Genomic DNA, 22,750 nt, shown 5'->3' with positions numbered 1-22,750 from the left:
CACCTATATTCCCACGTACGCTACCGGTAACTGCTGGGTGTTCAAGGTGACACCGGACGGCACGTTGTCGGTGTTCGCCGGAACAGGCACCTGCGGGGCCTCGACGGCGGGGGCAGCGACCGCGAGCATGCTGAACAAGCCGATCAACCTCGCCATCGACAGCCAGGACAACGTATATGTCGCCCAGGACACGAATGGCAAAGTCGACAAGATCTCGTCGGCCGGTGTTCTCAGTGCCTGGGCCGGGGCTGGGCCGAGCGGAGCGATTGTCGAAGGACCGGCGACGGCGTCACCGATGCGGGTCTTCGGCATGGTATTTGATGCCCAGGACAATCTGTATCTCGGTGATTGGGTTCGCGGGTACATCCTTAAAGTCGATTCCTCGGACAATTTGACGATCTTCGCGGGCAACGGGAACACCACCACGGTGACGCCAGGCCCGGCTCGGCAATCCGGCATGCGGGGCCTGTACGGCTTGGCCTTCGACAGCCAGCAGAATCTTTACGCCACCGACCTCTACCTGTTCTACGTATACAAGATCACGCCGGCCGGAATTCTGTCGATCTTCGCAGGCAACGGTACGAATACGTCAGCGTCCACCGCCGGCCCAGCGACCAGCTCGGCACTCAAGGGACCGTGGGGTTTGGCTACCGATGCTGCCGACAATGTCTATGTCAGTATCAACGGTGCCCCCTCGGTTGTGAGCATCACTCCAGCAGGGACGCTGACGGTCATCGCGGGCACCGGCGCTACCGGAACCACCACACCCGGTCTGGCCACGGCAACACCGCTGCGCAGCATCACGTCTATCCGGACCCAGGCGTCGTCGGTTTACTACGCGGATCCGAACGGCAACCGAGTCAACCGGCTGTTTCCCGCGAGCGCGCCCAGCGCCCCCACTAATCTGCAGATCACCCCGGGAGCGGGCAGCATCTCCCTGTCGTTCGATCCGCCGTCGAGCACCGGTGGCACGGCTGTCACGTCGTATGAGGTGTCCACCGACGGCGGCACCACGTGGAATACGCTGACCACCTCGGGTACCGGCCCGATCACCGGTACCGTCACCGGGCTGACAAATGGGCAGTCGTACTCCGTGGCGGTCCGCGCTGTCAACGCCATCGGCACCGGTCCGGCCAGCGGCGCTCAGACCGCGAACCTGCCCGCTGTGGCGCCGTCGGCTCCCACCGGCCTGGCCGCGGACGCCCGCAACGGTGCCGCCGAGCTCACCTTCTCCGTTCCCGACAACGGCGGCGCCGCGATCACGTCGTACGACGTGTCTCTCGATGATGGGACAACATGGCAGACGCTGCCCGTGACCGGTAGCGGCGCGACCCGCACCGCAACGGTTTCCGGGTTGACGAACAACCAGCAGTACACGGTGCGGGTGCGCGCGGTGAACAGCGTGGGCGCGGGCGCGGCTAGTGCGAACACCACGGTGACCCCAGCACCCGGCGCTCCGGTGGCGCCAGGCGCAGTCAGCGTGACCCGCGGCGACTCGTCGGCGACGGTCACCTTCAACCCGCCCTCGGACAACGGCGGGAGCCTGATCACGTCGTATGAGGTGTCGACGGACAACGGGGTGACGTGGTCGGCGTTGTCGACGACCGGGTCGTCGCCGGTCAGTGGCACGGTGACGGGTCTGACCAATGGGCAGGCGTACGACGTGCGGGTACGCGCGGTCAACAGCGCCGGCCCCGGTACGGCAAGCGGCAGCGTCTCCGTCACACCCGCCACCACGCCGGGCGCCCCCGGCAATTTCAGCGTGAGCCGCGGCGACAGCAGCGCGACCGTGTCGTTCGACCCGCCGTCGGGCACTGGAGGCAATGCGATCACGTCGTATGAGGTGTCGACGGACAACGGGGTGACGTGGTCGGCGTTGTCGACGACCGGGTCGTCGCCGGTCAGTGGCACGGTGACGGGTCTGACCAATGGGCAGGCGTACGACGTGCGGGTACGCGCGGTCAACAGCGCCGGCCCCGGTACGGCAAGCGGCAGCGTCTCCGTCACACCCGCCACCACGCCGGGCGCCCCCGGCAATTTCAGCGTGAGCCGCGGCGACAGCAGCGCGACCGTGTCGTTCGACCCGCCGTCGGGCACTGGAGGCAATGCGATCACGTCGTATGAGGTGTCGACGGACAACGGGGTGACGTGGTCGGCGTTGTCGACGACCGGGTCGTCGCCGGTCAGTGGCACGGTGACGGGTCTGACCAATGGGCAGGCGTACGACGTGCGGGTACGCGCGGTCAACGGCGTCGGCCCCGGCTCGGCGAGCACCAGCGCAGGAGTCACGCCGGCAGCCACCCCGGGCGCGCCCTCCGGTCTACAGGTGAGCCGTGGTGACCAGTCCGCCTCGGTGACGTTCTCCGTACCCGCGTCCACCGGCGGGGACCCGATCACGTCGTACGAGGTGTCCACCGACGATGGCGCTACGTGGTCGTCGTTGCCGGTGTCAGGTACGGGCGCGACCCGCACCGCTACTGTGTCCCAGCTGACTAACGGTCAGCTGTACCAAATCAAGGTACGAGCCCGTAACAGCGTCGGCCCGGGCGCCTCGAGTGCGCCATCCGAAGTGCGGCCCGCGCGGGCTCCCGACGCGCCCGCCAACATAACCGTCCAGCCCGCGGGCAACGGCAAGCTCGCTGTGACGTTCGTGCCTGCCGGTGACAACGGGGACGCAGTCACGCACTACGAAATTTCCACCGACAACGGCACCTCCTGGCAAACGGTCGCTACCCAAGCCGGTCCCAGTGGCAAGCGCATCGCAACGGTTACCGGGCTCACCAATGGCACCACCTATCCCGTACAGGTGCGAGCCGTCAACACTGCCGGCGCCAGCACGGCCTCGGCGGCCGTACCCGGCACGCCTGCTGCTGATGCGCCCTCGGCGCCCGGCGCGTTGAGCGCCAGCCCCGGCGATGGCAGCGCCACCCTGTCGTTCGCTGCGCCCGCTGACGACGGCGGCAGCGCGGTCACCGGCTATGAGCTGTCCCTGGATGGCGGCGACACCTGGCGCCCGCTGTCCACCACCGGTGCAGGGCCGAACCTGCGCGCCACCCTCCTCGGGCTCACCAACGGCACCGCCTACTCGGTGAAGATCCGAGCCCGTAACCCGATCGGCGCCGGTGCTGCCTCCGCCGCCGTCAGTTTCACACCCAGCGCCACCCCTGCCACCGCACCCGGTGCCCCGAGCGCAGTGACGGCGACGCCGGGCGACCGTACCGCTGTGCTGGCATTCTTCCCGCCCGCGCAGGACGGCGGCGCCCCGATCACCGGCTACGAGGTATCCGTGAACGACGGAGCGTGGACCGGCCTCGACACCACCGCCGGATCGAACGGCACCCGGACCGCGACGCTGACGGGCCTGACCAACGGCACCGTGTACGGCGTGCGGCTGCGTGCTATCAACTCCGTCGGCGCAGGTGTGTCCACCGCAGCCATCACCGTTACGCCGGCTAGCCCTCTGCCCGGCGCACCCACCGGCCTGACGGTCAGCCCCGGCGACGCGGCGCTCACCGTGTCCTTCAATCGGCCCGACTACGACGGCGCCGATGCCATCGTGCGATACGAGGTATCCACCGATGACGGCATCACCTGGGCGCTGCTGACCACGACCTCCGGCGCGGACGGGCGTCGTACCGCAACCGTTACCACTCTGGTCAACGGCACGACCTACCCCGTCCGGATCCGCGCGGTGAACGGTTCGGGTGCCGGACCCGCGTCCCCGAGCGTGGCAGGCACTCCAGCTGCGGTCACGGTGCCGGTGCGCATCGATCTGCAGCTGCAACTCACCACCGACACGAAACTCCTCGGAGCGCGCGCCACTCTGACCGGCGGTGGGCTCATGCCCTCATCGACCTACCTGCTGCGGATGTTCTCGGCACCGGTGGTCATCGCCTCCGGGCGAACCAACTCCCTGGGCGGTTTCCGTTCCGCGATCACCATGCCCCGCAAGGCGTGCGTCGCGGGAGGACTTCATCAGCTCGTACTCACCGGTACCGCTCCTGACGGCACGATCGTGCGAGACATCAACTGGGTGGTGCTCGACGACACCTGCTCGGCGCATACCGGCACCACCACCAAACCGCCGGCTGGAACCGTCCGGCTCGGGTCGTACCTGTTCCCTTATCAGTCATCGCGCCTGCTGCTGACCACCAAGCGCAACCTGCGTGCAAGCGTCGGATCCCTTCGCGGCGCGAAGCTCGTTACCGTCACCGGTTACACCCAGACGGACAAGACGTCAAAGGCAGCCCGGGCAGCTAATCGTCGCCTTGCCCTGCAACGCGCCGTCGCCGTGCGCCAATACCTGCGGGGCCTCGGCGTGCGAACCGCGATCCGCGTGGTCGGCGCTGGCGCGACGAATCCGACGAGCAAGAACCAGAACCTCAACCGCCGGGTGGTCATCAGCATCCGGTACTAGCCACTCCACGGCTACGGCGGCCCGAGAATCGCTACCCACGGACCCCGATCGGTTTCGATGCATACCAGCACGTCGGAAGGCTTCGCGTCAGCGGGCAGCAAGCCGGCGACGAACTCGTGGAAGCGAGTCATCCCGTCTACGCTTTCGGGGAGCCGGGCGGTGCGTATCGCCCGACCGTGTTCGTCCTGCACTTCCGCGTCATGGTGATCTTCCGCCCAGTCATCGCCGACGAACAGCACTTACGGGTCTGCGCTCTGCCACGGTTCTGTGTCAGCGGCCCGCGGAAGACTCCAGCGCCCTGATGGACCAGTGCTCACGCCAACGCTCGGCGGGCACGACACCCCATCAGCCGTTCATCTCCCGACCACAGGCAGGGGCACGTTCTAACCCCAGGACTCAACATCGGTCCAGGCGGCGGGAGTGCTCACCTGCCTGCCGCTACCAGGCACCGAGTCTGCCAGCAGCTGACCCGGCAGCTCCCATTAGGCGGCGGGGTGCGGTTCGCGGCTGGGCCGGCGGCGGCCACGAGGTGTTCGGTGATGGCGTGGACGGTGGCGAAGGACAGCACGGTAGGACGCCCCGATTGCGCAGACAGGGATGGCGGTAGGTGGGCATGGAGACGAGGACGGCCCCGCAGCCGGTGGCTGCGGGGCCGTCCTCGTCTCGTGGGAGATGTTGGGTTCGGCCGTGGCGGGCTCGGCCCGGCCACAGGCGTGGATTTAGCGGTAGTTCAGAGTGGTGCTCTTGGCTGTGGCGACGATGAGCTCCGCGACGTTGGTCGCGGCGAGGTGATCTTTGGCGGTAGTGCGGTGCTGGCCGTACCAGGCGACGGCTCTGCCGGCCGCCCAGCCGGTGCAGCGTGGTTCGAGGCGCCGCGCTGGCGTACACCCTCGCTCAATCCGAGGTGGCTGCCAGAACGCGGGGGTCGAGCTTGGCCAGGTCCTCGGCGCGCGTCCACGACAGGCAGCGTGCGGCGTCGTGCACGGTGTCACCGGGCTCGGCAATCTTCAGATAGAGACGCGCCCGGCTGTAGGTCGCGAGGTACTCGACGCCGTGCCGCCGGTGCCATAGCCGAGGCTTTCGTTGTCCTGCGGTGGCGGCTCGCATCGCGGTGACCTCGACGTGGTGGTTCTGACGGTCTGACGTGGCCCCACAGGCGGCCCCAAGTGGCTCCATCACGGGGTCGAACCCACTGCGAGTTCGGTGACACACACGGTTACGGTAGTGCGCCAGGGCGCCGTCTCGACGAGGGACGCTCCTGGCCCCGATGAGGGGCAGGTAATCATGCGTTGCCTTTCAGAGGTCGCGTCCGCCGACCGGTGGCTGTTCAGGCACTTACCTTGACTCCCGCTCGACCAAACGCCACTTCTGCATGTGGCCTGCGTCACATCTGAAACAGGGTGGTCGGGCCAGCCCGTGTAGACACTGAAACCGCCGATGACCTGAGGGATGACCATCATGCGCGAGGAATTTCAGACCATCGAGTGGGCCGAGCCGCCCATCGGCGATCTCATCGGCGAAGCGGTGGCCACCGGCCGTCGGCTGCGGACCGCCAAGCGACTGCGGGTCGTCGGCGCCGGCTTGGCCGTCCTCGTCGTGACCGGCCTGGCCGCAATTCCCATCGTTCGCAACACCACGGCACCGGCCACGGCGCCCGCAGCCATCGCCATGGCGGCCCCGTCCGCCGCCGCGAGCAGCTCGGTTCCCGCGGCCGTGACCGAGGCCAACCGGGTCAAGGGCACTCCGGCCGGTGTGCTCGAACTGCTGACGGAGAACCTGCCGAAGGGCAAGACCAGCCACTATGCCGGCGTCGTCGATCAAGGCGACGTGGGGGTCCAGACGTACCTGGATCGCGGCAAGGGCCCGGGCATGATCCGCTTGTTCGTGATGAAGCGAACGATGGCGCAGCTCACCAGTAAGACGTCGGCGCTCAAAGGCGCCTGGATCCCGCTGGGCAACGGCGTCGAGTACCAGTCCATCAACGTTCGCGGCAACTGTATTCAGCACACCATCGTGTACGTCCGTCACGCCGACGACACCCTCCTGCAGTTCAACCTGTCCAACTGCCTCGCGTGGGACGGCAAGCAGAACGGAACGTCACCGCAGATCCTGACCGTCCGCGAGGCCGCCGAGGTGGGCGCGGACCCCCGGTGGGGCGTGCAGATCGACCCGTCCCTCAACCAGCAGGGCGCTGCCACCTTCCCGCATCTGCCGGCGAATTTCGGCAAATGAGCAGAGCTGACGACGACTTCGTCGAGTACGCCCGGACCTCGGCCACCCAGTTGCGGCGCACCGCCTATCTGCTGTGCCGCGACTGGGATCTGGCAGCCGACCTGACCCAGATCACCCTGGCCCGGATGTTCGTGCACTGGCAACGAATCACCCGGCGCGACAACCCGCACAGGTACGCCCGGCAGGTACTCTCCCGCGCCTTCCTGGATCACCGCCGGTCGAAACGCTCCCACGAGGTGGTGACCGCCGAGTTCACCGACGTGCCGGGAACGAACGAGGACGATGATTTGCGGCTGACGCTCATCGACGCGCTCGGCCGGCTCCCACCGCGTGACCGGGCGATCGTGGTGCTGCGCTACTGGGAAGACCTCAGCGTCGAGACGGTCGCCGAGATCCTCGGCCTGCCAGCCGGTACAGTGACCTCCCAAAGCGCCCGCTCACTGGCTCGACTACGCCACCTGCTCGGCCAACCGGCCGGGCCCATACTCGGAAATTAGTTGTTCGCCTGAACCACTCCGGGGCTGGTTCGGCTCAGCCCGCCCCGCGGCCGGCGACTAGCGGTGAAAACCCTCAACGGCGTGCCGTGGAGGGTTGCGTTCGCGCTGCAAGCGGCCGGGTGGACCTTGCGTAACGCGGTGGTGTGGGCCAAGACCAACCCGATGCCGGAATCCGTCCGCGACCGGCTGTCCACCTCGTACGAGCTGCTGTTCCTGCTGACCCGATCCTGGTCGTACTACTTCGACTTGGACCCGATCCGGATCCCGCTGCAACGCCCGGACGCCGTCGATGGCACCCGCATCGTCGGCCCGCGGCTTCGGCGGCCGCACCAGCCCCAAGACCAGCGACCTCGCCCGGTCCACCAACAGCCGCGGCGCCACCTGGTTCAGCCGCACCCGCACCGGCAGCCGGGTCATGCTCTGTCACCGCCACAGCACCGCAGTACTGGTCCGCGACTGGCCCCCCACCATGACCATGTTCTGGGCACCGTCTCAGCCAGCGCCAACACCTGGAAATTCCACAACGAAGCGACCCGGAACATGTCCGACTCGGCTCCCACCGTTCTCACCAAGACCGAATACCTGCGGTCCCGCACGGCGCCGTCGGACTACCTCCACACCGCCGTCACACCCGCCCCCTGGCCCACCCGAACCGGCGCCAAGCAGCGCGCCGGCCGACTCGCGCTGGGCAAAGAACGCACACCCAGAGGGCTGCCCATCCCGCGATGACCACACCACCGGTTTCGCCCAGGAATCGCTATGGTGCTTCTGCAAGCTCCCGACCGGAACGGAGCATGGAGTCCATGGACGGTGCCACAGCCGGGACCGAGCTAGCGAAGATCAGCGACACCGAGCGCGCCGTCTACGGTTCCATCACGCCGCTTGAGCTGCGGGCGTTTCTCAATGCCTGGACGAAACGCCGATTGGGCAGTCCGATCGAGAACGTTCGCTTCCGCGCCGGGCGCATCGACGTTGTCTGGGGGGTCGAGCTGGGAGACGGGCGAACCGTCGTCATCAAAACTCATCGACAACCGGTTGACTTTGACGCTGCCCGGGTCGCCCACGATGCTCAGCTCCTGCTGGTAGAAGCAGGCTTTCCTTGCGCAGCGCCCCTGACCGGACCGGACGAGGTCGAAGGCCGGGTTCTGACGGCGGAGACCCTGATCGACGGCGAGGCCCCGGACGGACGGGACTCGGCCAGCCGGCTGTTGCTGGCCGACGGACTTGCCCGGCACATCGAGATCCTGCGTGAGCGACCCGACTTTGTGCGAAGGGCCGGGCCTGGGCCGTCATGGTGCCGCTACCAGGCCGGACCCTGGCCCGTTCCGCACGACACGATCGTCGACTTCCGATCAACACCGGCCGGTTACGAGTGGCTTGACACCTTCGGCCAACGAGCCGCCGACCAGACTCTTGCTCATCGCGAGGCTGAGAAGGTCGTCGTGGGCCACGCCGACTGGTACGCCGGCAACACCGCAATCTCCGCAGGTGTGCTGGTCGGGACGTTCGATTGGGAACTTGTCGCCGACACCGAAGCAGTCATCGCAGGATTCGCTGCGGCTGCCTACGCCTCAAGCTCAACGGCCGGCGGCGGATTGTCGACCCCTGAAGAGGTGGCGATGTTCCTGCGTGACTACGACACTGCCCGCACCCAACCGCTAGCCGTTCAAGAGCGGCGAGCCGCCGCCGGCGCGGCCGCCTGGATCCTCGCGTTCAACGCTCGCTGGCAGGTTGCACTCAGCAACCATGGCCTTTGCGACGAAGCGACGGTGTCGCTGGTCCAGAACCGCGCGGAGGACTACCTGACCCTCACCTGGTGACAGGGAGACGCGCCGGCGTCGACCTCCAGCAGGTGGTGCACAAGCGGCGACCAACGATAGGACCAAAAGCCCGCGGCCGCCATCGACCCCTGGTCACCGATTGCGCCCATCCCGCCACCGATTCCACAAGGTTGCTGCGGACAGCCGAGCTCCGAAACCGTCCGGACCTACCTTGCGAACACCTGGTTTACGCCCTGCCGCCCGCAATTTCGGGACGGACGAGACAGGCTGCTCGGCATGATAGCCACCCCAGTGGCGGGCAACCGGGTCGAGCCGGCCGTCGACTGGATCGCCGACAATAGCGCTTTTGCCGGCCGCTACCTCGGCGATACCGCCTACCTGCACTGGCTTGCCCACCGAGCCGAGCACCAAGGGCGGTGCGCGTTCGCCACGGCCCCGATGTCGTCGCGGACAGCGCCGCTACCCTGGCCCGATCACTGCCCATGCTGCCCCGCATCCGCGCGGCCGGATACCGCGCCGCACTCGCCGCTCGGGACGGCATGGACACCGACGAGGTCCCCTTCCCGGAGATCGACCTGCTGTTCCTGGGCGGGCACCACCGGCTGGAAGCTCGGGACCGCCGCAGCGGACCTGGTGGCCGCAGCCCGCGCCCACGGTGTCAGCACCCACATGGGCAGGGCAGGGTGAACAGCCTGCGCCGACTCCGGTATGCCCTGCAGATCGGCTGCGACTCGGTCGACGGAACCTTCCTCGCCTACGGCCCGAACCGCAACCTGCCCACTCTGCTCGGCCGGTTCCGAAGCCTCACGTCGGACACAACCGGACGGCCGAACCCACCCCGGCTGAACCGGTCCGCTCAGGGAGAACGCGCTGGTGCCACGCACAGGCGGCGCCGTGACCTGCACGCCCCGGGAGTCGCGTTAAAGAAGCTTTAAGGAACGCTTGCTCAGCGTCATGAACTGCTGCCACATCATTGCTCGTATATCTCGGCACAAGCAGTACCGAGACGAAGAGGAGCCGTGCATGTATCGACGCGGAGTCAGCAGCCGGACGCGCAAGCTGGTGATTGGAGGTGCCGCCGCAGCGCTGCTCGGCTCGGCGCTCGCGGTCGGCACGGGGATGAGCCAGGCCGCCGAACAGGGCAACGCCGGAGCCAGCTCCGGTAACGTCAACGCTTTGGTGCCGGCGCTGGGTTTCAGCCCGGGCGATCCGAACGCGACGGCCGACCGCGTTGGCCCTACCGGGGTGAAAGTTCCCGGTCGCTGCCCGCCGACTCAAGCCCAGGTGAACGCGCAGGTAGCGCTCAAGAATGCGAGCTTGCCGAGTGGAACGGACCTTGAAAGCCGTATCCAACGTTTTGAGAAAACCTTGTCGGCGATTCAGGACTTGAAATGCCCCGCATCTTCTACGACTTTGCTGGGCCGCTTGAATTCCTTGACCGCGCTGCGCGGAAACGCGAACCGTGACAACATCGTGCGTGGTCTGAGTTTGAACGAAACGCCAGCGGGATAAGCCGCTCGCAGAGCGGCGCCGCGGACAACGGCATCCTGAACCTTCGCGAATCCTGATCCACCGCACGGAACCGCCTCGCCGGAGGCCCTCGCACCACGAGGGGTCTCCGGCGCGTTCGTGTGTGCGCCATGCGAGTGGTGATCTTGGGCTACTTCGGCACGCTGACCGACCCGGCGCTGAGGAGTATCGCGAGCCCTCGCCGACCGCAATCGTGTAGGCCATGCGTAACCAACGGTGGTGACGACGACGATCGCGCCGCGAGTCGAAGAACGGGCCGGGGCCCTTCTTCACCACGCGCAGCCCTGGAGAGAACACGGCGCCCAACGCGTACAAGAAACTGGGCCTGACCGGAGAGAAAAGTCAATATGTCATGCAGGCCAGCGTACGGAAATCTGACATGAAGCCCCTTCGCGGCGACCGTGGCCGGTTCATCTTCGAGACTCCCGGGGGTATCAAGATTCCGCGCGACAAGGTGACCTACTTCGGTCCCACCTCCGGATGGTCGCAGCAATGATCACCGGGCAGGACACGGTCGTAGTGCTGGCCGGCGACCCGGCCGCCGTGGTGCGGCGGTTCCTGGACGCCTGGTCCGAGCGGTGGCCCGGCCTGCGGGTGGCCGTGGGCGTGGACGACTCGGCGCCGTTCGAGCCGTGGGCCGGCGGGATGGTGGCCACGGGCCGGGAGGAGATCCTCGTCGCCCGGGACGAGGATATGGAGGTCTTCTGGGACGAGCACGGCTACGCGCTCGACGCGACGGGTGAGGGCCCGTTCGCGATCTACTACAGCCCGTACGGACCGAGAAGCAGCAAGGTGCTGGCCCTGGAAGATCCGTACAACCACGGTGACGGGTTCGCCTACGAGCCGTACGAGATGCTGGTCGCCGGTCGGGGCATGTCCTTGCTGACCCTGGTGACTCCGGACGAGGCGAAGGAGTTCAGCGCGACCCTGCTGGACGCGTTGCTCGACCAGATACCCGAACCGGACTGAGCGCCGGCTCGACATGGCGGCCCGGGCCACGGCCCGGGCCGCCGCGTTCCCGGAAGGTGCAGCGGACGGCAGTGCGGTGGACCCGGGGCGAACCGCTCTTCACGGTGCCCGCCGAGGACCTACCGCCGATCCCGGTCTACTTCCGCCAGGACGACTACGCGATGGACTCGTGCGTGATCGTCGACAAGGACGGCAACGAACGCAAGGCCGATCCGCAGGAGTGCGTGGGCCTGGAACGGAAGCGGTGTGGGGCGACAACCACGTCGAGGACCGGCTGCGCGACCACTATGCGGGCCGCAAGAACCAGGAAGTCGAGGACGCCGGAGTCAAGCTCGGCTGAACCGCCGCCGCGCTACTGGGAGGTACGGACGATGGCAGTGCGTTGGAGCTCCGGCAAGGTGCTCAGGATCGGCCTGACGGACGGGCGGCACGCGTACGCGGTGATGCTCGCCCGTTCGCCCTACGTGGCGTTCTTTGCGATGGATGCCGGGCTGCGGGACGGCTCGGTGCCCGCCGGCGAGCCGCTGTCCGTGGTCGGGGTGCAGTGCAACGCGTATGCCAGGGGCGGTTGGGGCAAGCCGGTGGCCAAGCTCTCCCGTGGGACGTCCCGCCGACCCCGCGCTTCTTCCGCCAGGACCGCGGCGTGGTGGATTCCTGCGTGATCGTCGAGCCGGGGCGACGAGCGTCCCGCGACCCTCAGGAGTGCGCCGGCCTCGAACGCGCCGCCGTGTGGGCGGACAATCACGTCGTGAGCCGGCGGGAGGACCATTACGCCGGTCGCCCGAACGGTGTCGCCGAGCGGCTGCGACTCGAGACCTGAGGTCGGGGTGTTTCTTTGGCGGAAGTGGTCAGCGACCGCGTCAAGCCTGGGCCGTTTCCCGGGCGGCGATCGCGGCCTGGATGCGGCGCAGGGTGCGCAGGGCCTTCTTCGCTGCGGCGCGGACTTCGCCGTCGAACACGGTTTTGCCGCGGTCGGTGGCCTGCAGGCGTTCCAGGGTCGGGATTGCCCGGTCGTCGCCGGTTGAGCCGAGCGCTACGGCGGCCCAGTAGCGCTGGTCCGGGTCCGGGCTGTCGGCCGTGGCCAGGAGCCGGGGCACCACCTCCGGCGTGAACTGGGCGAGGGTGCTGGCGAGGTAGCCGATGCGGGAGAACCGGCGCAGTTCGAACTCCTGCCAGAGTGCCTCCATCGCCGCGTCGCCGCCGATGGCGGCCAGGGCGTCGGCGGTGTGGGCGCGCAGCCAGTCGGCCTGGTCGGCGAGCAGTGGCCGCAGTGCGGGCACCACCGAGGCGTCGCCCAGGCGGCCGAGTGCCTTCACCGACTCGTCCCGCACGATCCACTGTGGGTGGTCGAGCAGCGTGACGAGCTGCGGCACTGCGGCGCGGATGTCCATCGCCGCGCACCCCATCACCGCCCAGGCCTGGCAGTTGTAGCGGGTGTCATCCAGCGCCGCGAGCAGCGGCTCCTGCAGCCCGGGATCGGCGAAGACGGCCGCGTGGTTCATCGCCCGCGAGTACAGCGAGCGGTGGAAGTCGCGGTAGTCGCGCACGAGCACGTGCAACGCCGCGATCGCCGACTCGTCGCCGTGCTCGCGGACCCGGTCGAGCAGCCGGTTGACGTGTGCTTCGCGGGCATCGAGCGGTCCCGATCGGAGGTCTTGCAGGTCAGCGGGCTTCACTGTCCGACCATACGCTTCGCCTCGTTCGTGCCGCGGAGAGTGCCTCGTTAGCGTCTTCGGGCACGATTTCTGGCCGTTGACCGCTTGATGCGGTTTCGCCTGGCGAGTCACGGGCGGCGCCGTGGAAGGTTGAGCCTTTATCGTTGAGGGGGGCCTTGATGGCAAAGATCATTGTGGCGGCGCCGCCGGTGCCGGGGGAGTTCGGGCCGATGCTGAACGTGGCTCGGGCGCTGGCCGGGCGGGGGCATCAAATCACCGTGCTGTCGGGCAGTCTGTTCCGGGCCGCGACCGAGCAGGCCGGGCTGGCGTTCGTGGCGCTGGAGGGCGATGCCGACTACGACATCCGCGAGCACGTGGCCGAGCGGGAAGCACTGAACCTGCCGCCGGGGCCGGCGCAGCTCAACCACGACTGGATCCACGCCTTCGCCAATCCGATGCCGGAGGAGCACAAGGCGCTGCAGGCTCTGCTCGCGCAGGACCCGGAGCAGTACCTGGTGTGCAACGTGCTGTTCCTCGGGGCAATGCCGGTCAAGTACGGCGTGCCGGGGCTGCGGCCCGCCGGCTGGGTGGCGGTCAGCGTGGTCGGGCTGGCGATCAGCAGCGACGACTCGACCTTCTTCGGGCCGGTCCCGGCGGCCGGCCCGGAGGAGGCCAGGGCGGCGAACCGGGCGGGCAACGCGCAGTTCGCCGCGGCGCTCGAACCGGCCCGGAACCGGGTGGCCGAGCTGCTGCGGTACATGGGCGCCACCGAGCCGTTCACCTCGTCGTTCGTGGACGGGACGTACCTCGGGCCGGACGCCACCGCCGTACTGACGGTGCCTGGTTTTGAATTCGAGCGCAGCGACCTGCCGGGCACCATCCACCTGGTCGGGGCGCTGCCGCCGCAGCCGGCCGGGAACTGGGAGCCGCCGGCGTGGTGGAGTGAGCTGGACGGGTCGCGGCCGGTGGTGGTCGTGACGCAGGGGACGCTGGCCAACCACGATCTGTCGCAACTGGTGGAGCCGGCGCTGGCGGGGCTCGCCGACCAGGACGTGACGGTGGTGGCGGCGCTCGGCGGGGCGGATCCCGCGTCGCTGTCGATCCCGGTGCCGGACAACGCGCGGGTGGCGAGCTACATCCCGTTCGAGGCGCTGCTGCCGAGGGCGAGCGTGCTGATCACCAACGGCGGTGCGGGCGGCACCCACCAGGCGCTGGCCGCCGGCGTTCCCGTGATCATCGCGGGGGAGACCGAGGACAAGCCGGCAAACGCGGCCCGGGTCGCCTACCACCGGCTCGGCATCGATCTGCGCACCGGCAACCCGTCGCCGCAGGCCGTGGCCGAGGCGACCGCCGCCGTCCTGACCGACGAAGTGATTCACGAGAACGTGGCGCGCCTCGCCAAGGTCTACGCCGAGCACGACCCGGTCGCCGAGATCGAGCGGCTCGCCCTGAGCTGATCCACCCTCCGGCCCGGTCGTTGCTGCCCGGCGACCGGGTTGACCGGGGCTGGTGCGCTGGGTCCATGAAGGACTTGCCCTGGCGGCCGATTCGCGAGCGGGTGCCTACCTCGCGGAAGCCAGCCGCTTGGTGCAGGGCGAGACTGGCTGCGTTCTCGGGGAAGATGCCGGAGCGGTGTCGAGCTGCACGGTCTGCTGCCGGTGGCGGCGTAGCATCCGGGGATTGTCGCCGAGCACCAGCGCCGCCACCACGAGCGCCATCAGGGCGTAGATGATGGGGCCGACCGAGCTGCCCAGCCCGGCCAGCAGGCCGAGAGCGAGCGCGGCGAAGTAGTAGGCCAGGTCGACCTGGGCGATCTCGTCCGAGCGCAGCCGGATGATCGACAGCACACCGAACAGGCCGAGGTCGAGCCCGGCGCCGATGTTCGACGAGCCGAGCACCGTAGCCGTGGCGAGCACGCCTCTCGCTTCACCCCGAGCTAGGGCTCGGTGGTGAGGTAGGTACCCGGCGTCTGGCCGGTCACCCGCTGGAAGACCGCGATGAACGCGCTCGTCTTCCGATAGCCGACTTGCCGGGCCGTCACCCCGACCGGCGTGCCCGTCGAGAGCTTCTGGACCGCCGCACGGATCCGCACCCGCGTACGCCACTCGGCGAAGCTCAGCCCCGTCTCGGCGCGGAACAGCCGCGTCAGCGTCCGCACACTGGAGTGTGCGAGGTTGGACCAGTGCGCCAGTTCCCGCTGGTCGGAGGGGTCCGTCAGGAGCCGCTCGGCGATCACTCGCAGCCGCTGATCGGCTGGCATCACGATCGCGATGTCGTGGGCCGGACACGGGGTAATCAGGCGGATCAGCAGCGACTCGGCCGCCGGCCGCGCCGGATCGGCTGGGTCCGCGTCCAGCATGTACGCCAGCAACTCGCGCAGCAGCGGGCTGACCCGCACCCCCGTGACCGACGTCCAGGCGATGGGACACTGCACGGGGTCCATGGCCATGAGTCCGCCCTGCCCAGGATGCCGGACGGCGCCCGCGTGCGGGACATGGGCGGGGATCCAGATCCCGTATCCGGGCGGCAGCAACCAGTCGCGGGACTCCGTCCTCACCGTCACCGTCGCGGTGGTCGTCCACAGAAACTCCGGCTCGGCGTGGGTGTGGGCCTCGCGGATGTCCGGCTGCCCGTTCTCGTACGACGATCCGCGCTCGATCGCAAGGATCGGTGAGCTGGCCGGTTCGGGGTACTGGATGTCTCCCATGCGCATTCGGGCCACTCTAGCGTCGTACCCATGATCACTGAGTCCCCGAAGAGAGGGATCACCGACCGGATCCTGATGCTCCGCCATGTCACCGCGACCGAGGTCGAGCAGATTCGCCCGAGGATCCTGCGAGTACGACTTGGCGGCCAGCAGATCACCGACGTCAGGCCGGGCCAGCACCTCCGGTTGAAGGTCCGCGAGGACAGCATGGTGCTACGCACCTACACGGTCGCCGCCATCGACATCCGCAAGCAGTGGCTCGACCTGTGGATCTACCAACCGAGCGACGAAAGCACCCCCGGCCTGGACTGGAGCCGAAACGTCGCCCCGGGGGACCCCGTGACGTTCATGGGTCCCTCCGGCCGCTTCGTGGTCCAGCCGGACGCGCCCTACCACCTCGTTATCGGCGAGGAGACCGCACAGGTCGCTTTCGCCGCAATCCTCGGCGCGACGAAACCCAGCGCGAGCGTGCATGGAGTTGTCGAGGTGCCGACCCCGGACGAGCGCCTCGACTTTCCCCGCGCCGACGAGCTCACCTGGACCTACCGCGGTGACGCCCCGGCGGCACAGTCGGCCGGCCTGCTCGAAGCGGTCCGCGCGCTGCCCCTCCCGTCCGCCCCCGGCGTGGCGTACCTCGCCGGGGAGGCCAAGACCATCGCCGCCATCCGCACCCACCTGGTCACCGAGCGCCGCTGGCCCCGCCGCTCTGAGCTCACCAAACCGTTCTGGACACCCGGCCGCAAGGGCCTCGATTAGTGCCGCTGCGGCAGCCAGCGTCCGCAGCCTCGGTGTTTGTCATAGTCACAGCGGCCTCGAGACCCTGCGCGCGTGAGCCTCCGACCGGAATCCGACCGGCCTCAGCCCGGTCGGCACTTCCTGAACGGGCCCACGGCACCGCGTCACGGCCACCCAACAGCACCCTGCGAGGAGATCTTCCATGTCCGACTTCGAGCCCGCCGTAACAGCGTTCATCCTCCTCAAGACCAATCGCGCCTGGTTGGACCTGTCCGTACCGGAGCGCGTCGCCGCCTTCCAGGAAAGCGTTCTGCCCGCCATCAAGGACAAGGCCGAGGACGTACGTTGGCGCTACTATGACACGGAGTTCTACACGGCCCGCGTGACCGACATCTGGGTCTGGGAGGCACGCGACCACGAGGCTTTCCAGTTGGTCATCGAGGCATTGCGCGAGACGCCGTTCTGGGACCATTACTTCGAGATCGTCGAAATTCTGGCGGGCGTCGAGAACGGCTACGCCAAGCACTACGGCGCCGACATTCCAGCAATAGTCAACGCCTGAGCTTCGCCTGCGGTCGCCTGCCGCCGGGCGTGGCAGGCGACTATCGAGCGAATCGCGATGCGACGCCGGCCGGGCGGTACTCCGGCAAGAGATCTGAGGCCTGCCAGTGGACGGCTGGCTGTCACCGTTAGGTCTCCGTCGTGTGTGGACCAACGGTTGTCCCAAAGCCCGGCGCCGGCCCCCGATCAATCGCCAGCCGTGGAGATCAGGGGCCCGGGCATGAAGGCGGTCCAGCCCCGCCGGCCAGCCTGTCACATCACCATCCGCTTGACCCAACCCAATGAACCGATCATCGATACGGCTTGCCGGCCTACTGCCATTGCAATCCCGAACCAGGAAACGCAGTCGGGCCACTTCCCGACATCCGTGTCTGCCGCCGACCGGGCGCAGTCGGCCCGCAGTGGTATGAGGGCTTCAGAGGGTACGTACCGTCGATATGAGGCCTTCTGCAGCTCCCGGGCGAGGTCGCCACGCCGTCAGGTGCCGAGCCGTGCTGATCATGGACCAGCCGGAGAGCTCCTCGACGATTAGCCCGAAATGCTCCGCGAACCACGCTCGGCGTGCACGATCTGGGGTGTTGCTTGACCAAGTAGGCCTCCGGGGGCGGTTGTGGGCAGGTTCAGGGATGGGTGCGCCGCATTGGTGTCCATGGTTCTGGTGGGGGCAATGTTGACCGCGCCGGAGGCCGCGCGGGCTGCGCCGCTGGTGCTGTCTCCGGCGTCGGTTCCAGCCTCGGACGCATCACTCAGTAACATCAGCGCCAATTCGTCCGGTTCGCTGACCGCACTGGGGCCTACGTTCGCGGCGGATAATCACTACTACCAGGTGCTGACCGACACGGCGGGGCTGACCCTGACACCCACGCCGGCGCAGGCAACGGCATCGGTTGCGGTGAAGCTGAACGGAGCCGCTCGGACGCTGGATGCCAACGGTTCGGCGAGCCTGTCCCTGGAACGCGGACGCAATGAGGTGCTCATCACCGTTACGGCACCGGACGGTGTGACGAAAGAGGACTACCACGTCGCGGTCTGGCTGGGGATGACCCCGGTTCCGACGATCGTCAACGTGTCGAACCCGACGGCGACGGTCTACGGAGGAAGCCGCTCGACGGTGACGGTCCGAGACGGCACGCTGCCCGACTGGCCTTGGTGCTGGGGCACGTCGATCTACGTCGGCGAGAATTACGGCAGTATCGAAAGCCAGATCCTCGATCCTGACAGTGGCCTGACCCGGTTCGTGGTCGAGATGCCGGACACCGACGACTTCAAGCCGGGCACGTTCGATCTGCGGGTACAGCACCAGTGCCCATCGGGTCGCGCGGAGGCGGTCACCCCGGACGCCATCACCTACACCGATGACTTCCCGATCACCAGCGTGAGCGCGCCGGACCCGCTCACCGCCGGCAAGGTGATCCAGTTCCACGGCAAGAACGTCACCAACATGGCCGAGGACATCGAATACTGGATCGCCAACGCTGACAACAGCAAGATCATCGAGCTGGAGCCGTACGAATACTGGGGTGGCGACGACACCGCGGTAGTGATGGTCGATTACTACGGCGGCGACGAATATGTGGGTTCCGGCAAGCGCCGGCTGAATGTCGGGTACTGCGAAAATCAGCCCGGCGACGCCGACTGCAAAATCTTCTACTCGAAGGAGATCAACTGGCAGGAGCCGGCACCCAGTGACGCCTCCTTCTCGCCTTCGTCGGGCCCGGTGGCCGGGGGCACCAAGATCCGCATGCGCGGGCGGTTCCTCACCTCGACCTACGCGGACTTGAGCCTCAAGGTCGGTGATGAGGCGGTCAGCAATTACAACGTCATCGACCAAGCCTCCTGGGGCGACGAGGAGTATCCGGAGGCCTGGAGCACTGGATATGACGTCATCGAATTCGAGACTCCGCCGGCGACGGCCCCAGGACCGGTACAGATCACAGCCAGCACCAAGTTCGGCTCGACGGTTGCGCGCGGAACGTTCACCTACGGTGCTCGGCCTGCGATCTCAAGCGTCAGCCCCACATCGGTGGCCAACACCGGCGGGTCGGTCATCACGATCACGGGCACTGGTTTTGGCACGGCCGGGCGTCCGTCGGTCATCATCGACGGGGTCAAGTCGCCCTTCGTGACCAGGGTCAGCAGCACGAAAATCCTTGCGGTGGTGCCGGCGTCGTCGGCCACCGGCCCGGTCGACGTGCAGGTCGTCTCGCCGCAGGGCGGCGGAACCTCGCAGGCGGCCACGCTGACGCTGGCGACTCCTGCGGCGGTGCCGACGATCGGCCAGCTCAACCCCACGACCGCCAAGATGGGTGACTCGGTCACGATCACCGGTACCGGATTCGGCGCCGCTGGCACGATCGGTGTCTCCGTTGACGGCGTCTGGGCCCGCGTGACGGCGTCCACATCGACCTCCGTGACGTTCGATGTTCCGGTTCTGGACAGCGCCGGCATCAAGACGGTCCTGGTCGGGGCGAGCACCGGTACGGCGTCGCAGTCAAACGCGTTGACGGTTCGCCCCCAGGATGCGATCACCGACGTATCGCCGGCGGCCATCCCGTCCTACGCAACGGGCAGCGCCGCGAAGATCACGCTCACCGGCGTGGGCTTCGGGACCAGCGGAACCGTCAAGGTCGGCGCAGCCACGGCTGTGCCCTATACCGCCATCAGCAACGGTACCGTCATCGCCGATGTCGTCGTGCCCACCAGCACCGCCGGATCGCTGCCGATCGTCGTAACCCCCAACGGGTCCAGCACCCCCCTACGCGCTGCCGTGCGCGTTACCGCGCCGGTAATCACCTATGTTGGCGGAGATCCGCACAACGAGGTCTTCGAGGAACCGAACCTCGACGATGACGACCGCGGCGTCATCCTCGAATCACCCACCGCCGGTGGAGTACGCATGCGGGTCGAGGGCACCGGCTTCGGTTCCTCGGGCACAGTCAAGATCGGTACCACTACCGTGACACCGACCTCGTACTCCGACACCGCAATCACGTTCCGTACTCCAGGGCACGCCGCCGGCCCGGAGTCAGTCACCGTGACCCCCGGGGGCACCGGGGTGTCGGTGTCCCGGCCGCTGGCGGTGCGCTACGTCGGCGCGATCGTGCGACCGTCGATCGTACGGATCATCTCGACAGCAGATCTCGGACACGGCACCCGTAATCAGTTCGATCCAGTAGCCGACGTCGGCGACTCGTTCACGCTGACCGGGACCGACTTGATCGGCACCTCGGCGGCGGCGACCAAGGTAATTGTCTCGGACACCAACGGCGACAACCCGATCACGGTCGTACCGGGCAATGTGACCGCCTCGTCACTCACATTCGTTGCACCGCGAACCTTCACCTCGGGTAGCTGGAAGCGGGTCACGGTCGTCACCGACGCCGGCAGCTCCTCCATCGAACGCGGCATCGAATACCTGCAGGCCGGCATGACCCTGAATGCCAGCGCGTCGTCGGGCTCCTGCCTGCGCCAGCCGCAGGCCGCGAGCGGCGGGATCACCCACAACCCGGCCACCGTCACCATCACCAACACGGGCACCGCGTTCGGCAACTCCGGCACCGTTACCCTCGACGGCGTCACCATTGCGCCGGACAGCTACACCTCCAGCAGCATCGCCATCGACCTGGCCGACCTCGCCGCCGACCTGAGCAATCCGTGGGGCGCCAAGACAATTCTGATCACACCGGCCGACACGAGTCTGCCGGAACAACGCATCAGCTTCACCTGTTCAGTGCCCGTCTCGGTAGCGACCACCGCGAACGCCGGCACCAGCCACCTGACCGTGGACGCTGGCACTGCCTTCACCATGGGCTTCACCACCACCGGCTTCATCGGAGCCAATGCGTTCACCGTCGCGTCGCCCGGCGGGTACGAATACGTCACCGCCGCGCAGTACGCGGCTACCGGGTTCGCCAGCGGAGTCCGGGCCGGAGTGCCGGCGGCTGCCGGTGATTACTTCATCCGGGTGGCTCGCTCCCGGGCGACATATGCCGGCGACAGGTATACCTTCACCGGCGATCCCGCTGCGGTCCAGGTGACGATCACCGGTAAACCGATCACCCTGACCCCGCAGTCGGCCAACGGGGCGAGCTTCACCTACAAGGGCAAGCTCACCGGTGGCACCGCTGGCAGCACCGGCGACCTCACCTACACCGTGCAGGCGCCCGCGACCCCTGATCCGATCACCAGGGTGGTCTGGGAATACCGCAACTCCTCGTGCGATCAGCTCGGTGCCGACGAGGGCTGGACCGAGGGCCTGCCCAAGAATGCGGCCAGGCAGTCGGCGGATTGCAGTGGTGATCCCACTCAGCAAGCAAGCTGGGACGTGCGCGTCAAGAGCTTCGAGATGACGGCCGGCGGCACCGACAAGTCCGGTCTCTACACCCTCACCCGGCCGGCAACCCGGATCACCATCACGCCGAAGGCGGCCACGGTCGCGACGGTCTCCGCAGACCGCGTCTACGACACCACTACTCATGTGAACCTGACCGCGCCGACGCTGACCGGCATCGTCGCCGGCGACAACGTCAGCGTGAAGGCCGATTCCGGCGGCGGTAGTTTCGCGTCGGCGACCGCCGGGGAGGACAAGCCCGTCACGTTCACCTCGGATATCGAATTGTCCGGCGGTGATGCGGTCAACTACACGCTCACCAACGCGCGTCCCACGGCTACCGGAACCATCAGCAAGGCCGACGCTGTCCTGGGTCTTCAGGTCAGTCCGACCTCCGTGTTGCTATCGCAGAACACCCCGGTCACGGTGACAGCCACCGTTCGTGACACCCGTACCGGCCAAGCGCCGGACGTCGCCGCGGGCGTCGCGGCCGTGGCGCTGACCTCGGAAACACCCGACGTGTGCTCGATCTCCGGCACCACCGTCACCGCGCTCGCCGCGGGAACCTGCGTGATCAGCGGAGAGCAGCCGGCATCCATCAACTACAACGCCGCCACCGCCGTGAACGACCGTAGCTCCACCGTCGAGTACGCCGAGTTCAGCGTTTTCGCCGCACCCCAGACGATTTCGGTGATCGCCGATGACCTCACGGTGGCCAACGGCGAACCACTCGACCCGAGCTCGCAATTCACCGGCCTGTTCGACGGTGACACCATCGGCGGCATTCAGTACGACTATTACCAGGGCACCACGCAGTTGCTGTCGCCACCCACCACGCCCGGCACCTACCGGGTCGTCCCGACCGGCGGTTCGCTGACCTCCGCCAACGCCAGCGCGTACACCAACGCGGCGAACTTCCGCTACGTAGCCGGGTCTCTGGTCATCACCCCGAACCCGCCCACGATTACGAGGATGACACCGTCATCCGGCTACGTCTCCGGCAACACGCTCGTCACGATCACGGGCACGCTGCTGAACACCGTGCAATCCGTACGCATCGGTGACACCACACTGCGCGTACCCGACTTCCAGGTCAACGAGGCCGGCACCGAACTGACGTTCCGCACACCCCGCGTCTCGCAGCCCACCACCGTGACCCTCACCCTCATCGCCGGTACCGCCGAGGCGGAGGAGACCTACAACTACCTCACCGACCCCGAGCCCGAACCGGCGCCGCAGATGCCGGCCCAACCGGCTCCGGAGCCCGGATCCAACCCGGCGCCCACACCCACGCCGACTCCCAGCCCGACCCCGACACCCACACCCACGCTGACCC

Annotated in this window: 18 protein-coding genes; 13 read left to right on the top strand and 5 right to left on the bottom strand. The window is 67.8% G+C overall.

Going from position 1 to position 22,750, the window contains the following annotated elements; genetic code table 11:
- The first annotated feature begins 46 nt into the window (after window positions 1-46).
- On the top strand, window positions 47-4,417 hold the full coding sequence (locus tag TFC3_RS22735) for a fibronectin type III domain-containing protein (RefSeq protein WP_161952663.1): 4,371 nt from the start codon (window positions 47-49) through the stop codon (window positions 4,415-4,417).
- Between the two features lie 11 nt (window positions 4,418-4,428).
- Here TFC3_RS22735 and TFC3_RS22730 read toward each other — a convergent pair whose 3' ends face one another.
- Both TFC3_RS22730 and TFC3_RS22725 read right to left on the bottom strand, forming a co-directional pair.
- On the bottom strand, window positions 4,429-4,656 hold the full coding sequence (locus TFC3_RS22730; protein ID WP_067503481.1) for a transposase: 228 nt from the start codon (window positions 4,654-4,656) through the stop codon (window positions 4,429-4,431).
- A gap of 655 nt (window positions 4,657-5,311) precedes the next feature.
- A complete protein-coding gene (locus TFC3_RS22725) occupies window positions 5,312-5,524 on the bottom strand; it encodes a hypothetical protein (protein ID WP_067503478.1) in 213 nt (70 codons plus the stop codon).
- Window positions 5,525-5,875: 351 nt separating this feature from the next.
- On the opposite strand from TFC3_RS22725, the gene TFC3_RS22720 reads away from it, so the two are divergent.
- From TFC3_RS22720 to TFC3_RS37275, 8 genes are all read left to right on the top strand, one after another.
- Entirely contained in the window at window positions 5,876-6,649 is a 774-nt protein-coding gene (locus TFC3_RS22720) for a hypothetical protein (protein WP_153040345.1), read from the top strand.
- Window positions 6,646-7,146 (top strand): SigE family RNA polymerase sigma factor, encoded by a 501-nt coding sequence (locus TFC3_RS22715; protein ID WP_067503473.1) that lies wholly within the window; start codon window positions 6,646-6,648, stop codon window positions 7,144-7,146. The genes TFC3_RS22720 and TFC3_RS22715 overlap by 4 nt, the downstream gene beginning before the upstream one ends.
- 81 nt (window positions 7,147-7,227) lie before the next feature.
- Window positions 7,228-7,875, top strand: coding sequence for a DNA methyltransferase (locus tag TFC3_RS22710; protein WP_201787199.1), 648 nt, complete (start codon window positions 7,228-7,230; stop codon window positions 7,873-7,875).
- A 74-nt stretch (window positions 7,876-7,949) separates the two neighbouring features.
- Window positions 7,950-8,966, top strand: coding sequence for a hypothetical protein (locus TFC3_RS22705; protein ID WP_153040343.1), 1,017 nt, complete (start codon window positions 7,950-7,952; stop codon window positions 8,964-8,966).
- 377 nt (window positions 8,967-9,343) lie between these two features.
- Window positions 9,344-9,862: a hypothetical protein gene (locus tag TFC3_RS36135; protein WP_201787198.1), complete on the top strand. Its 519-nt coding sequence runs from the start codon at window positions 9,344-9,346 to the stop codon at window positions 9,860-9,862.
- Between the two features lie 88 nt (window positions 9,863-9,950).
- Entirely contained in the window at window positions 9,951-10,439 is a 489-nt protein-coding gene (locus tag TFC3_RS22695; protein ID WP_201787197.1) for a hypothetical protein, read from the top strand.
- Window positions 10,440-10,949: 510 nt separating this feature from the next.
- Window positions 10,950-11,426: a hypothetical protein gene (locus TFC3_RS22690; RefSeq protein ID WP_067503466.1), complete on the top strand. Its 477-nt coding sequence runs from the start codon at window positions 10,950-10,952 to the stop codon at window positions 11,424-11,426.
- Between the two features lie 371 nt (window positions 11,427-11,797).
- Window positions 11,798-12,088, top strand: coding sequence for a hypothetical protein (locus TFC3_RS37275; RefSeq protein ID WP_153040342.1), 291 nt, complete (start codon window positions 11,798-11,800; stop codon window positions 12,086-12,088).
- A gap of 198 nt (window positions 12,089-12,286) precedes the next feature.
- On the opposite strand, the gene TFC3_RS22680 is transcribed toward TFC3_RS37275, so the two are convergent.
- Window positions 12,287-13,102 (bottom strand): HEAT repeat domain-containing protein, encoded by an 816-nt coding sequence (locus tag TFC3_RS22680; protein WP_067503460.1) that lies wholly within the window; start codon window positions 13,100-13,102, stop codon window positions 12,287-12,289.
- A 158-nt stretch (window positions 13,103-13,260) separates the two neighbouring features.
- Between TFC3_RS22680 and TFC3_RS22675 the strand changes: the two genes are divergently transcribed.
- Complete coding sequence (locus tag TFC3_RS22675) at window positions 13,261-14,538, top strand: nucleotide disphospho-sugar-binding domain-containing protein (protein ID WP_067503457.1); 1,278 nt, start codon at window positions 13,261-13,263, stop codon at window positions 14,536-14,538.
- 105 nt (window positions 14,539-14,643) lie between these two features.
- Here TFC3_RS22675 and TFC3_RS40515 read toward each other — a convergent pair whose 3' ends face one another.
- Window positions 14,644-14,997: a DUF4956 domain-containing protein gene (locus TFC3_RS40515; RefSeq protein ID WP_067503455.1), complete on the bottom strand. Its 354-nt coding sequence runs from the start codon at window positions 14,995-14,997 to the stop codon at window positions 14,644-14,646.
- Window positions 14,998-15,017: 20 nt separating this feature from the next.
- Complete coding sequence (locus TFC3_RS37270) at window positions 15,018-15,794, bottom strand: AraC family transcriptional regulator (protein ID WP_067503453.1); 777 nt, start codon at window positions 15,792-15,794, stop codon at window positions 15,018-15,020.
- 24 nt (window positions 15,795-15,818) lie between these two features.
- On the opposite strand from TFC3_RS37270, the gene TFC3_RS22660 reads away from it, so the two are divergent.
- The 3 genes from TFC3_RS22660 to TFC3_RS22650 all read left to right on the top strand — a co-directional run.
- The gene (locus tag TFC3_RS22660) at window positions 15,819-16,544 is read left to right on the top strand and encodes a siderophore-interacting protein (protein WP_067503449.1); all 726 of its coding nucleotides are present in this window, start codon (window positions 15,819-15,821) and stop codon (window positions 16,542-16,544) included.
- Window positions 16,545-16,725: 181 nt separating this feature from the next.
- Complete coding sequence (locus TFC3_RS22655) at window positions 16,726-17,085, top strand: darcynin family protein (RefSeq protein WP_067503447.1); 360 nt, start codon at window positions 16,726-16,728, stop codon at window positions 17,083-17,085.
- Between the two features lie 648 nt (window positions 17,086-17,733).
- Window positions 17,734-22,750 (top strand): IPT/TIG domain-containing protein (locus TFC3_RS22650; protein WP_236718436.1); only part of this gene is annotated, 5,017 nt, incomplete at its 3' end.

It is taken from the genome of Actinoplanes sp. TFC3, from assembly GCF_001553785.1.
Classification (GTDB): Bacteria; Actinomycetota; Actinomycetes; order Mycobacteriales; family Micromonosporaceae; genus Actinoplanes.
The sequence above is the reverse complement of the archived record's forward strand: the minus strand, read 5'-3'. Positions and strand labels throughout refer to the sequence as shown.